This is a genomic window from Flavobacterium sp. S87F.05.LMB.W.Kidney.N (assembly GCF_004366435.1).
GTDB lineage: Bacteria > Bacteroidota > Bacteroidia > Flavobacteriales > Flavobacteriaceae > Flavobacterium.
In genome coordinates, this window is the sequence record NZ_SODX01000003.1 from 403,453 (window position 1) to 416,724 (window position 13,272).

The following is a 13,272-nucleotide window of genomic DNA, read 5'->3' on the forward strand; positions in this document are numbered from 1 at the left end:
AGAGTGATTAACGGCGGAATCCTGGGCTATGATTAGCAGATTCGTCTAGTTTCACTGCTTTTACCTTTTTTGCAGCAACTTTAATTTCGTGTTTCGCAACTTTGTCGTTTGCTTTCACTTCTAGAACATAAGTTCCAGCAGGAAAACTTTCTAAACTAATTGTTTTTGAAACTTCCAATTTATTTGCTGCAGCGTCTCCTGCATAAAGTAAATTGTGATTCTCGTCGTAGATCGAGAAAGATGAATTCTCAACAGTGTCTAAAGTAAAGCTAACTACTTTTCCGTTTCCTGTTTTGATGTTTAAAATAAAATCACCTTTCCCATCAATGGCATAGGTAAACACAGTCGCTAAAAAAAAGGCAGCAACTAAACCGGCTTTGGTAAATTTTGTCATGTTTTTTTTAATTGTTAATTACTAAATGTGGAACGCGTAAAACTACAAATACAAATTTAATTTTTAGCAAAATTTTAGCATTTTTCGATGCTTAAGTTGCTGAATTGTAATCAGATCTGTGTTTTGTTTGAACTATGTACGTAATTACTGGGCTCGCGGATTACTTTTTTTATGTTTTTTTTTAATGCTTGAAAATCAAACATTTGAATTAATAAGAATATTTTTTCAGAAAGAAATTAGTGTAAAAATTACATTTATATTTTAACGCAAAAAAAACAGCTCCGTAACCAACCGCGAGCTGTTTTTCTTCTTCAACAATAAAATATTCTAATTTTTTCTAACCTTATTTTATACCTGTATAAAGTATAAAATATTAACGTGTTGCAACGCTTGTGTTTTTAGCAAAACCTGCTTTGTAAACAGAAGAAATCGCACTTCTTGATAAAGCTGCATTTTCAGTTATTGTAATTTCGTATTTTGCTTTTTTTACGTTGTCTTCAACTTCTAAGAAATAAGTCCCTTCTGGAAATTCTTCTAGGCTGAAAGTTCTTAAGATTCCTTCTTTACCTGAAGCTGTTTCAGAATAAATAAGTGTCCCATCTTTGTCATAAATAGCTAAATTGGCTTTCTGTACTTTGTTAAGTGCGAAAGTGATCAGTTTTCCATTAGCTTTTAATACGTGAAGATTAAATTCTCCATTTCCGTCAATTGCGTAAGTGCTTATTCCTGTGAATAGCAACGCTGCTACTAAACTCAATTTTGCAATCTTTTTCATGGTACTTAGTTTTTAAATTAATAGTTCTAATTCTCTGATGCTAAATTACTTACGAAATAGATAAAAAAGCGCAACTGTGTTTTCCAATTTCTATGCTATATTCTCATTTACGAAACCGTTATAGGTTAAAACTTGAATTATTTTTAACGTTTTTGTTAATTCGGTTGTTTTTATTCAAAGTTTTGCTTGATTTTTTATTTACGTTGAATTAAGGATTTATTTACAAAAAGAATTGGTTTTTATCGCAGAGATTCGCAAAGTTTTCACAGAGATTCACAAAGTTTTTTTTACTAAGCTTTTGCGAATCTTCGTGCTTTACTTTGTGAAGCTCTGCGGTAAAAGCTAAAAGTAAAGAGCAAAAAAAAACAGCTCTATAACCACAAAGAGCTGTTTTTAAAACTTTAAAAGTTTTTAAACTTTACTAACTATCTAACCTCACTTTTATACTTTATGAGAGTATAAACTTTTTTAGCGTGTCGCCACACTTGTATTTTTTTCGAAACCTGGTTTATAAACTGAAGAAACTGCATTTTGAGATAACACAGAAACATTATCAGTTACTTTAATTTCGTATTTTGATTTTTTCATATTGTCTTCCACTTCTAAGAAATAAGTTCCTTCTGGGAATTCTTCTAAGCTGAAAGTTCTCAAGATTCCATCTTTACCTGAAGCGCTTTCAGAATATATAAGAGATCCATCTTTATCATAAATAGATAAATTAGCTTTCTGAGTCTGATTAAGACCGAAAGTGATTAATTTTCCATTAGCTTTTAATACGTGAAGATTAAACTCCGTTCCATCAATTGCATATGTGCTAATTCCTGTGAAAAGCAATGCAGCTACTAAACTCAATCTAACAATCTTTTTCATAGTATTTAGTTTTAAAATTAATAGTTCTAATTCTCTGATGCTAAATTACTTCAGTTGTAAGTAAAAAATCACAACTATATTTTCCTATTTCTATGCTGTATTCTCATTTACGAAACCGTTATAGGTTAAAATTTGAATTATTTTTATCGTTTTCGTTAATTCGGTTATTATTTTTCAACGTTTTTGATGATTTTTAGTTTACATTGAATTAAAGATTTCTTTAATAATTGTAGGAATTGAACAATAAAGGTTAACAGTTAAGCGGCCAAAGATTTTTTATAGCTAGTCATAAAAACGCAAAATTCGCAAAGCTTGTAAAATAAAACTTTGCGAACTTTGTGTAAATCTTAGCGCTCTTTGCGGTTAAAAAACTATGCGACCCGAAAGTAAAGAGCAAAAAAAAACAGCTCAGTAACCACAAAGAGCTGTTTTTAAAACTTTTGAAAGTTTTTAACTTACTAACTATCTAACCTCACTTTTTATACTGTATTAGAGTATAAAACTTTTAAGTGCTGTGAAGTATGCACTTAACCTTAATATTTTCTTAGTTATTTGAAGTAGTTCCTTTTGAAGACAAAACAGAACTATTTGCATTTACAGTAATATCGTATTTTACTTTTTTGAAAGTATCAGCAACTTCTAAAATGTATTTTCCTTGTGGAAATTCTTCTAAGCTGAAAGTTCTCAAAATACCATCTTTACCAGAAGCGTTTTCAGTATAGATTAAGTTACCGTTTGTATCATATATACTAATAACTGCTTTCTGAAGTTGGTTAATACCAAAAGCAATTACCTTGCCATTTCCTTTTAATACATGAAGATTTAGAGCTTCATTTCCATCAATTGCATAAGTACTCATTCCAGTTAAAAGCACTGCACATACTAAACTTAATTTCATAATCTTTTTCATATTCTGTGGTATTTAAATTTTTAGTTCATTTCTCTGAGGCAAAGTTATAGCAGCATGTGTGTTATTTTAACAACTATATTTTCCAATTTATGTGCTATATTCTCATTTACGAAACCGTTATAGGTTAAAATTTGAGTTTAATGTTATGTTTCTGTTAATTTGGTTGTTATTTTTCAAAGTTTTGTAAAAATTAAATACTTCTTAAAATTTCTATATTTCTTACAAAAATTAATATATTTACATTAATTAGCCTTTTAAATAAGATTATTGAAAAAAATACCGATAAAAAAAATGAGACCTGAAAAAAAAGGCAGTTTTGGTATTAATTTCTCAGTTTGAAAAATGTGATTTTGATGTAAAATTCGCATTTACGAAACCGTTATAGGTTAAAATTTAAATTATTTTAGGTGTTTTTGTTAAATTTGCTATTATTTTTTAAAGAAATTATCATGAAGACAATTGCCCCAGCTCTTGAAGTGATAACTAACTCATACGGAAGTTCTTTTACCTACACTAAACACGCCGAAAAGACCAATAGCAAAGCTCATTTATGGCATTATCATCCAGAGATTGAGTTGGTTTATATTAATGGCGGGGCTGGAAAAAGACAAATAGGAAGCCATGTTTCTTATTACACGAATGGTAGTTTACTTTTAATAGGAGCCAATTTGCCCCATTGCGGTTTTACAAATGAGAATACAGGGAATACAAATGAAACTGTAATTCATATAAAACCTGAATTTTTAGGAAGTGACTTTTTCGTTGCTCCTGAAATGAAAAAAGTGCAGAATATTTTGAATCAGGCGAAAGGCGGAATCGCTTTTGGCGGTGAAACAAAAAAAAGAATAGGAAAGAAAATTGAAATGATGGAGAATGAACCTCCGTTTCAACGTTTGATCACGCTTTTGAGTGTTTTGGACGAATTAGAATCGGCTGAGGATTATACCATTTTAAATGCTGACGGATTTTCATTAGAATTGCAGACGCAGGATAACGACCGTATTAATGTGGTTTTTAATTTTGTGAAAGATCATTTTCAGGAATCTATTTCAATAGACGAAGTTTCTAGTTTGGTGAGTATGACTACACCTTCTTTCTGTCGTTATTTTAAAAAGATCTCCAATAAAACATTTACTGAATTTGTGAATGAATATCGTCTGGTTCATGCTTCTAAACTTTTGGCAGAACAGCCAATGAGTATTAACGAAGTTTGCTATGAAAGCGGTTTTAATAATTTCAGTCACTTCAGTAAATCGTTTAAACAATACACGGGTAAAAGCGCGTCGCAATACCGTCACGAGCATAAGATTATAATTAGCTAGTTTCTGATTTACCATTAATAGCAAGAATAAATAAAATAAATAAATCCGATTGATGATTTCAATCGGATTTTTTTTTATTTTTTATTTTTTTGCCACAGATTAAAATGATTTTTTTTATCTCTATAATCTGCTAAATCTGTGAGAGTAAATTTTTCCCTCAGATTCAGCAGATCAAGCAGATTAATCTGTGAAAATCCTTTAATCTGTGGCAAAATAATCCGTGCTAATTTGTGAAATTCGCGGCAAACAAAAAAACACCTAGTCGGATTTTTCATATGTTTTATTCTGAAAAAAGGTATATTTACAAACCCTAATCAGAAAAAATATATCAAAATGAAGAAATTTAAAATGCTATTATCTGCATTTTTGCTTTGCATGACCACCATGACATATGCAGCAAAAGTAGATACGTTACAAGTTGCCAGCACAGCTATGGGGAAAACCTATAAAGCTGCGGTCGTTTTACCCAATTCGTATTCGAAAAGCAAAGCCGCTTTTCCGGTTATGTATTTGTTACACGGAGCTTACGGACATTTTAGTGACTGGCTTAAAAATACACCAAATAAAAAATTAGTCCACAATCTGGCAGATCAATACAATATGATTATTGTAATGCCTGAAGGAGAAACGTTTAGCTTTTATTTGGACAGTCCAGTAAATAAAGAAAGTCAATTTGAGACATTTATCACGCAGGAAGTTATTCAAAAAGTAGATAAAACCTACCGAACAATTAGCAATAGAAACGGAAGAGTAATAACAGGTCTTTCTATGGGCGGACACGGCGCTTTGTATTTATCTGGAAGGCATCCTGATTTATTTTGTGCAGCCGGAAGTATGAGCGGAGCGGTAGATATGAGTGTAATGCTTAACAGAGATTCATCTGCTCAAGTAGTCAAATTAATGCAGCCTGTTTTTGGAGATAAAAGCGGAAGTACAGAATTGTATGAACAAAACTCTGTTTTAAGAATGGCTGATAAATTAAAAGCTAACAAATTACCACTAATTATAGATTGTGGTGTAGATGATTTTTTAATTGAACCAAACAGAGAACTTCATAGAAGATTGGTTTATAATAAAGTTGATCATGATTATACAGAGCGCCCAGGAGCACATACTTGGGATTATTGGGAAAACTCATTACCATACCATGTATTATTTTTCAATAAAATATTGCTTAAAAATCAAGTAACTGCAAAAAAATAAAGGTTTTTTTGACCGAAAATAAGCCGAATTACTTTTTTTGGTTTAATTTTTGGAATACCTTTATAGTATAATCCTTAAAAAAATAAAATTATGAAAAAGATACTTACCTTATTCGCTGTTGTTGGTTTAATAGCGTTTTCAAGCTGTGAAGGACCAGAAGGGCCTCCAGGACAAGATGGTTTAACTGGAGAAGCATTTGAGATTTTAAACACAAATTTTTCATTTAATGCTACTGACGGTTATTTTATATCTGGAACTTTTCAGAGTAAAGTTGGGGGTGATTTATTTGATGATGAGACAGTTTTAATATATAGATTAAAAGGAACAATAGATGCTCAAACTCCAATTTGGCAATTAATTCCAACTACGCTGTATTTTAATAATGGAGATGAAATAACATATGATTATGACTTTAGTAGAAAAGATTTTCAAATTTATGCAGGAGCGAATTATGATCTTGCAGAGACTCCAAGTTATGTAAATAACCAATCTTTTCGAATTGTTATAATTCCTTCTGCTTTAGCTACAACAGTAAATAAAAATAATTTTAATGATGTAATGTCAGTTCTGAAACTTAAGGAAAGTGATGTTCAAAAAATAAAATTATAATTATCAATAATAAAAAAAAGGAAATCGTAAGATTTCCTTTTTTTATGAATATATGTTTCAAGAATAACTATTCTTCACTTGACGAATCATTTAAAACTTTTTCTTCTCCAAACTTTAAAGAAACCAAAATACCAACTAAAAGCGATAAAGCAATAAATCCTAAAGAAGCCCATTCTGGAACGTGGAAGAAATCATGTAATAACATTTTTAATCCCACAAATGCTAAAATAGCAACTAAACTATATTCTAAATAGCTGAATTTTGCCAGCATATTTGCCAAGAAGAAATACATAGAGCGTAATCCTAAAATCGCAAATATATTTGAACTAAATACCAAAAACGGATCAGATGTAATAGCTAAAATAGCAGGAACGCTGTCTACAGCAAAAAGAACATCCATAACTTCAATTACAATCAAAGCAACAAAAAGTGGAGTAGCGGCTTTTTTGCCTGTTTCGGTTAAAACGAAAAATTTCTCATGCTCCATATGTGAAGTAATCGGAATAATTTTTCCCAATGTTTTGTAAACAAAAGAATCTTTTGGGTGAAAATCTTCTTCTTCACCAGAAAACAGCATTTTTACAGCAGTAAATATCAAGAAGATTCCAAATACATAAGTTGTCCAGGTAAATTTATTGATTAACATTACCCCGAAGAAAATCATTAATCCACGGAAAACAATCGCTCCTAGAATTCCCCAGAATAAAACGCGGTGCTGATATTTTTGCGGAATTTTAAAAGAAGCAAAGATTATAGCGATCACAAAGATGTTGTCTACGCTTAATGAAAGTTCTATTAGGTAACCAGTAATAAACTTCATAGAAGCTACTGCAGGTTTTAAACCATCGGGATTGGCAATATAATCTGTGGTATACAGCCAATAAATTACTCCAGAAAAAAGGAAGGATAAGGTAACCCATATTAAGGTCCATTTGCTGGCTTCTTTAGTACTAATAATATGTGGTGTTTTGTTGAAGACACCTAAGTCTAAGGCAAGAATAAAAACTACAGCAAGTAAAAAGAGAGTCCAGACTATCATGATAATTTTTTTTAATTGATCTACAAAGATAAGTTTTGAAATTTAACTTAAAAATTAATTTTAATCTTAAAATTAAGTAATGTTTGTTATTTGTAAAATGTTAATTATTATAAAGTTATGATGTTTTTGAAGGTGATTTTGTCTGTCTGGATATTAAATATATTAATTTTCGGTTTTAGTTTTGTCATTTTGAGGAATGAGAATCATATGAGTAACTCTGCACAATGAATCGCCAATCTTTGTAGATTCTCTAGCGTGATTCTCGTTTCTCAGAATGATAAAGGCAACGTAAAAAAAAAGCCGGCAATTATGCCGGCTTTTTAGAATATATTATAAGTTTAGAATTATAACGCTGAGTTAACAGTTTTGATAATTCTAGCAGCAATTTTGTATGGATCTCCGTTTGAAGCTGGTCTTCTGTCTTCCAACCATCCTTTCCATCCTTTTTGAACAGTCATCAAAGGAATTCTGATAGAACATCCTCTGTCTGAAACTCCATAAGAGAAATCGTGGATAGAAGCAGTTTCGTGCTTACCAGTTAAACGTTGGTCGTTGTAAGCTCCGTAAACAGCGATGTGCTCAGCAGTAACAGGACGAAAAGCTTCGCAGATTCTTTCGTAAGTTGCTTGATCTCCACATGTTCTTAAAACACTGTTAGAGAAGTTAGCGTGCATTCCAGAACCATTCCAGTCTGTGTCTCCTAGAGGTTTTGGGTGGTATTCAATATAGTAACCATATTTTTCAGTCAAACGATCTAATAGGTAACGAGCAACCCAGATTTCGTCTCCAGCTTTTTTAGCACCTTTAGCGAATAATTGGAATTCCCATTGTCCGCAGGCAACCTCTTGGTTAATACCTTCAAAGTTGATTCCAGCAGCGATACATAAATCAGCATGCTCTTCTACTAATTTTCTTCCGTGAGTATTTTTTCCACCTACAGAGCAGTAGTACATACCTTGTGGAGCAGGATAACCTCCAACAGGGAAACCTAATGGCAATAAAGTTTTAGTATCCATGATGAAATACTCTTGTTCGAATCCAAACCAAAAATCATCATTATCATCATCAATTGTAGCTCTACCGTTAGAAGGGTGTGGAGTTCCATCAGCATACATAACTTCACACATTACCAACCATCCATTGATACGAGTTGGGTCAGGATAAATTGCAACTGGAACTAACAAACAGTCAGAAGAACCTCCTTCAGCTTGTCTTGTAGATGATCCATCAAATGACCAGTTTCCAAGTTCCTCTAATGTTCCTTTGAAGTTGTCATGCTCTTCAACTTTAGTTTTACTTCTAAGATTTTGAGTTGGTTCATATCCATCTAACCAAATGTACTCTAACTTAATTTTAGCCATAATAATATAAATTAATTTTTTTGTTTTTTTTCGTTGGGTCAAATATAGATTTATTTTTTTAGTCCTAAAAATTAGGGGGCTATTTTGTTTAACGAAGTATAATTTTTTGGATAAGCGCAATTTTGAGAGGGGTATATTTTTAAAAAAGCAATTTTAATTACCTTAAAAAAATAAATTCGTAATAATTACGGCACATTTTTGAATTTCTGAGTTAAGAAATTATGAAAAAATGTTTATTTAATCAATATTACCGCACAGTTTTGTTATATTTCTATAAATTGAATTCATTATTCTTTGAAAAAAGCATCTTATATTGAAAAATCGATGGCTAAAATTCTCCAATTTATATTTAAAATAGGCTTTTTTATTGTTTATATTTGTTCCTCATTTTTTCAGTGAAAATTATTACGAATTTTAAAATTTACATACATGTCAACATTACGTTTTCAAGCTTTAAAAGAAGCTTCTACAAGAAAGCCGGTACATTTTGAAGAGATTGATAAAAAATCAAATCTTTTTGGTTCAAATGTGTTTAATGAAAAAGCAATGAAGCAATATTTAACTTCGGATGCTTTAAAAGGAGTGAGAGATGCCATTCAACATGGAACGAAGATTGACAGAAAGCTGGCAGATTATATTGCTATGGGTATGAAAGAATGGGCGCTGGCAAAAGGAGTTACACATTATACACACTGGTTTCAGCCTTTAACAGGAACAACGGCAGAAAAGCATGATGCATTTTTTGAAACTTCTTATGACGGAAGTGATCCTGTAGAAAAATTTGGAGGCGCGCAATTGGTACAACAAGAACCAGATGCGTCAAGTTTCCCAAATGGCGGAATTAGAAATACATTTGAAGCCCGCGGATATACTGCCTGGGATCCAACTTCTCCAGCATTTATTTATGGTACAACATTGTGTATTCCGACAGTTTTTATTGCCTATACAGGTGAGGCTTTAGATAATAAAATTCCTTTATTAAGAGCATTGTCTGCAATTGATGAAGCGGCAACAGAAGTTTGTAAATATTTTGACAAAAACGTAAAAAAAGTAACAGCAACTTTGGGCTGGGAGCAGGAGTATTTCTTAATTGATAAAGCTTTAGCAAATTCTCGTCCAGATTTGATGATGACTGGAAGGACTTTATTAGGACATACGTCTGCAAAAGGACAGCAGTTAGACGACCATTATTTCGGATCTATTCCAACTCGCGCTCTTACTTATATGAGAGATTTAGAGCAGGAATGTATGTTATTAGGAATTCCGGTAAAAACACGTCATAATGAAGTTGCGCCAAATCAGTTTGAATTGGCACCAATTTTTGAAGAAACGAATTTAGCAGTCGATCACAACTCTTTATTAATGGATGTGATGCAGAGAGTTGCCGAGCGTCATGATTTTAAAGTTTTATTTCACGAAAAACCATTTAAAGGTGTAAACGGTTCTGGAAAACACAATAACTGGTCACTGGCAACAGATACAGGGGTTAATTTGTTAAGTCCAAGTAAAACGCCAATGAGTAATTTACAGTTTTTGACATTCTTCATTAATACAATAAAAGCGGTAAATGATTACGAGACTTTATTGAGAGCCTCTATTGCGACAGCAAGTAACGATCACAGGTTAGGGGCTAATGAGGCACCGCCAGCAATTATGTCTGTTTTTATTGGAGCACAGCTGACAAAAGTTTTATCTGAATTAGAAAGTGTTACAACAGGTAAATTATCGCCAGAAGAAAAAACAGATTTAAAACTAAATGTTGTTGGTAAAATTCCAGACGTATTATTAGACAATACAGATCGTAACAGAACTTCGCCTTTTGCTTTCACAGGAAATAAATTTGAATTTAGAGCTGTTGGATCCAATTCAAACTGTTCGAATGCAATGACAACTTTGAATGCGATTGTGGCCAAACAATTGAAAGACTTTAAAAATGAAGTAGAAAATCTTATCGAGTCGAAAGACATGAAAAAAGATGATGCTATTTTTAATGTTTTGAGAGAATACATTAAACAATCTAAAAAGATTCTTTTTGAAGGAGACGGTTACAGCGAGGCATGGGAAAAAGAAGCGGCAAAAAGAGGTTTGAGTAACTTTAAAACAACTCCAGAAGCGATAAAAGCTAAAGTTTCTAAACAAGCGTTGGAATTATTTGACGAATTAGGAATTTTCAATCACGTTGAGGCTGAAGCTCGTTACGAAATTGAATTAGAAGAATACACTAAAAAAATCCAGATCGAAGGAAGAGTTTTAGGAGATATTTCTAGAAACCACGTAATTCCAACTGCAATTCGTTACCAAAATACATTAATTGAAAATGTAAAAGGATTAAAAGAAATCTTCGGAAAAGAATTTGAAACTATTGCAAGCGAACAAATTGTTTTAATCAAAGAAATTTCGGGTCATATAGAAGGTATAAATTCTAAAGTATTGGCAATGACAAACGAAAGAAAGAAAGCAAACCAATTGACTGATGCCCAAAAAATGGCAGAAGCATATTGCAATAAAGTAAAACCATATTTTGAAGATATTCGTAATCACTGTGATAAATTAGAATTATTAGTTGATGACGAAAGCTGGACATTAACTAAATACAGAGAATTACTTTTTACGAAGTAAAACTCAGAAAACAAATAAAAAGCCTGTCTCAAAAAGACAGGCTTTTTTAATTCTATACTTTATATACCAAAATAAGAAAGTAATTTCCTGTTTATATTTTAGTCTACTTAGGAACTTCGTCGAGGTAGTCTTACATTTGATCGGTAAAACTGTAAGTTATTAGAAAATAGGTGTTTATACTTGGTGTTTTTTGGATAAGTTTTTTAATTTTACTGCTGAAACGGAGAAGATAAATTCAAGTCTCCAATGAAATTTAATAAGGAAAACTAAAAGTTAAAAATAGAAAGCCAAAAGCTTCATAACCAATTTTATTTAGGAAAATCGGCAGAAAATATAATCTGCCGATTTTTTTTATTAATCAAATATCAAATAAACCAAAGAATTAAAAAAAGGGATTATCTTTGCACCACATCAACACAAACTAATTTTCATGAGTTCAGATTCTAGCAAAAGGTACGCACAGAGAGGTGTTTCGGCATCAAAAGAAGACGTACACAACGCCATAAAAAATATTGATAAAGGTTTATTTCCGCAGGCATTTTGTAAAATTGTTCCAGATTACTTAACACAAGATTCAGAACACTGCCTTATTATGCACGCAGACGGAGCAGGAACAAAATCCTCTTTGGCTTATATGTATTGGAAAGAAACTGGAGATCTTTCAGTTTGGAAAGGCATTGCTCAGGATGCATTAATCATGAATATTGATGATTTATTATGTGTTGGCGCAACCGATAATATTTTGCTTTCTTCAACAATTGGAAGAAATAAAAACCTAATTCCAGCTGAAGTTATTTCGGCAATCATCAACGGAACAGAAGAATTAATCAACGAATTAAAATCGTTTGGTGTAACGATTCACTCAACAGGCGGTGAAACTGCAGATGTTGGAGATGTTGTGCGTACTATTATTGTAGACTCTACGGTAACAGCACGTATGAAACGCAGCGATGTTGTAGATAATGCCAATATAAAAGCAGGAGACGTTATTGTAGGTTTAGCCTCTTTTGGTCAGGCTTCTTATGAAAAAGGCTATAACGGCGGAATGGGAAGTAACGGACTAACATCAGCACGTCATGATGTTTTCGGGAAATATTTGGCTAAAAAGTATCCAGAAAGTTATGATGCAGCAGTTCCAGAAGAATTAATCTATTCAGGACAAGTTAATTTGACTGATGAAGTAGAAAATAGTCCAATCAACGCGGGACAATTAGTACTTTCTCCAACGAGAACATACGCACCAATTATCAAGAAAATTTTAGATAAATATACTCCAAATGATATTCACGGGATGGTACACTGCAGTGGAGGAGCGCAAACTAAGATTTTACATTTTGTAAAAGATTTACATGTTATAAAAGACAATTTATTTCCAGTACCGCCATTGTTCAAATTAATTCAAGAACAATCAAAAACAGATTGGAAAGAAATGTATCAAGTTTTCAACTGCGGTCATAGAATGGAAATTTATGTTCCAGAAAATATTGCACAAGACATTATTGAAATTTCAAAATCATTTAATGTAGAGGCTCAAATCGTTGGTAGAGTAGAAGCTTCAGAAGAGAAGAAACTTACTATTACAAGCGAATACGGAACATTCAATTATTAAAAAAAATAACCATATAAGTGGTATAAGTTCATTTTAGTATTTTTTAGTACTTTTAATATGAACTTATATCACTTATATGGTTTTAAAAAATACTTCATTATGTACGAATTACTTTTTTGGAAATATCTAGATGAAATCTACTTGAATAATCAAGAAGTTTATGAAGCTCTTGTAGAAAAACAAAAAGTAGATGGTCTGGCTGTTCTTCAAATAGAAGTAATTGTAAATCGAATCAACTCCGTTTTTTCAGATTGGGAAAGAGTCGATGAAAACAGCTGGAAAAATCCAAAAGGAAAAGGTGCATTTCAAGTAATTACCACACCACAAAGCGTAAAAATTGACTGCTACGGAACAGAAGGAAAAACCATGAATAAATTAGTAGATGTCATGGAAGAATTCAAATGTCCGCTTTACGATCCGCAAGTTCCAGAACGTTATGATGAAATGAATGAGTAAGTTAGTTGTTAGTTGTTAGTTGTTAGTTGTTAGTTGTTAGTTGTTAGTTGTTAGTTGTTAGTTGTTAGTTGTTAGTTGTTAGTTGTTAGTTGTTAGTTGTTAGTT

At 32.0% G+C, this 13,272-nt stretch carries 12 protein-coding genes; 6 read left to right on the plus strand and 6 right to left on the minus strand.

Annotation, left to right across the window (positions count from 1 at the left end; translation table 11 throughout):
- Positions 1 to 7: 7 nt before the first annotated feature.
- From EDB96_RS11010 to EDB96_RS11025, 4 genes are all read right to left on the minus strand, one after another.
- Positions 8 to 394 carry a hypothetical protein gene (locus EDB96_RS11010; RefSeq protein WP_057118948.1) on the minus strand — a complete coding sequence of 129 codons (387 nt, stop codon included), beginning with the start codon at positions 392 to 394 and terminating at the stop codon, positions 8 to 10.
- Between the two features lie 373 nt (positions 395 to 767).
- Positions 768 to 1,169 (minus strand): T9SS type A sorting domain-containing protein, encoded by a 402-nt coding sequence (locus EDB96_RS11015; protein WP_134140782.1) that lies wholly within the window; start codon positions 1,167 to 1,169, stop codon positions 768 to 770.
- Between the two features lie 468 nt (positions 1,170 to 1,637).
- Positions 1,638 to 2,039 (minus strand): T9SS type A sorting domain-containing protein, encoded by a 402-nt coding sequence (locus EDB96_RS11020; protein ID WP_134140783.1) that lies wholly within the window; start codon positions 2,037 to 2,039, stop codon positions 1,638 to 1,640.
- Between the two features lie 544 nt (positions 2,040 to 2,583).
- Positions 2,584 to 2,949, minus strand: a complete 366-nt coding sequence (locus tag EDB96_RS11025; RefSeq protein ID WP_134140784.1) for a T9SS type A sorting domain-containing protein — start codon at positions 2,947 to 2,949, stop codon at positions 2,584 to 2,586.
- 449 nt (positions 2,950 to 3,398) lie between these two features.
- On the opposite strand from EDB96_RS11025, the gene EDB96_RS11030 reads away from it, so the two are divergent.
- The 3 genes from EDB96_RS11030 to EDB96_RS11040 all read left to right on the plus strand — a co-directional run bounded on the left by EDB96_RS11030 (position 3,399) and on the right by EDB96_RS11040 (position 6,083).
- Positions 3,399 to 4,271 (plus strand): AraC family transcriptional regulator, encoded by an 873-nt coding sequence (locus EDB96_RS11030; RefSeq protein ID WP_057118937.1) that lies wholly within the window; start codon positions 3,399 to 3,401, stop codon positions 4,269 to 4,271.
- Between the two features lie 333 nt (positions 4,272 to 4,604).
- Entirely contained in the window at positions 4,605 to 5,474 is an 870-nt protein-coding gene (locus EDB96_RS11035; RefSeq protein ID WP_057118933.1) for an alpha/beta hydrolase, read from the plus strand.
- A gap of 90 nt (positions 5,475 to 5,564) precedes the next feature.
- Positions 5,565 to 6,083 carry a hypothetical protein gene (locus EDB96_RS11040; protein WP_134140786.1) on the plus strand — a complete coding sequence of 173 codons (519 nt, stop codon included), beginning with the start codon at positions 5,565 to 5,567 and terminating at the stop codon, positions 6,081 to 6,083.
- 67 nt (positions 6,084 to 6,150) lie between these two features.
- On the opposite strand, the gene EDB96_RS11045 is transcribed toward EDB96_RS11040, so the two are convergent.
- Positions 6,151 to 7,122: a TerC family protein gene (locus EDB96_RS11045; RefSeq protein WP_057118928.1), complete on the minus strand. Its 972-nt coding sequence runs from the start codon at positions 7,120 to 7,122 to the stop codon at positions 6,151 to 6,153.
- A 344-nt stretch (positions 7,123 to 7,466) separates the two neighbouring features.
- Positions 7,467 to 8,483: a glutamine synthetase beta-grasp domain-containing protein gene (locus EDB96_RS11050; protein ID WP_057118926.1), complete on the minus strand. Its 1,017-nt coding sequence runs from the start codon at positions 8,481 to 8,483 to the stop codon at positions 7,467 to 7,469.
- 429 nt (positions 8,484 to 8,912) lie between these two features.
- On the opposite strand from EDB96_RS11050, the gene EDB96_RS11055 reads away from it, so the two are divergent.
- The 3 genes from EDB96_RS11055 (at position 8,913) to EDB96_RS11065 (ending at position 13,167) form a co-directional block, all read left to right on the plus strand.
- Positions 8,913 to 11,102 (plus strand): glutamine synthetase III, encoded by a 2,190-nt coding sequence (locus tag EDB96_RS11055; RefSeq protein WP_057118924.1) that lies wholly within the window; start codon positions 8,913 to 8,915, stop codon positions 11,100 to 11,102.
- A 430-nt stretch (positions 11,103 to 11,532) separates the two neighbouring features.
- Positions 11,533 to 12,711 (plus strand): AIR synthase related protein, encoded by a 1,179-nt coding sequence (locus tag EDB96_RS11060; protein ID WP_134140787.1) that lies wholly within the window; start codon positions 11,533 to 11,535, stop codon positions 12,709 to 12,711.
- A gap of 99 nt (positions 12,712 to 12,810) precedes the next feature.
- Positions 12,811 to 13,167, plus strand: a complete 357-nt coding sequence (locus EDB96_RS11065) for a hypothetical protein (protein ID WP_134140789.1) — start codon at positions 12,811 to 12,813, stop codon at positions 13,165 to 13,167.
- Positions 13,168 to 13,272 lie beyond the last annotated feature (105 nt).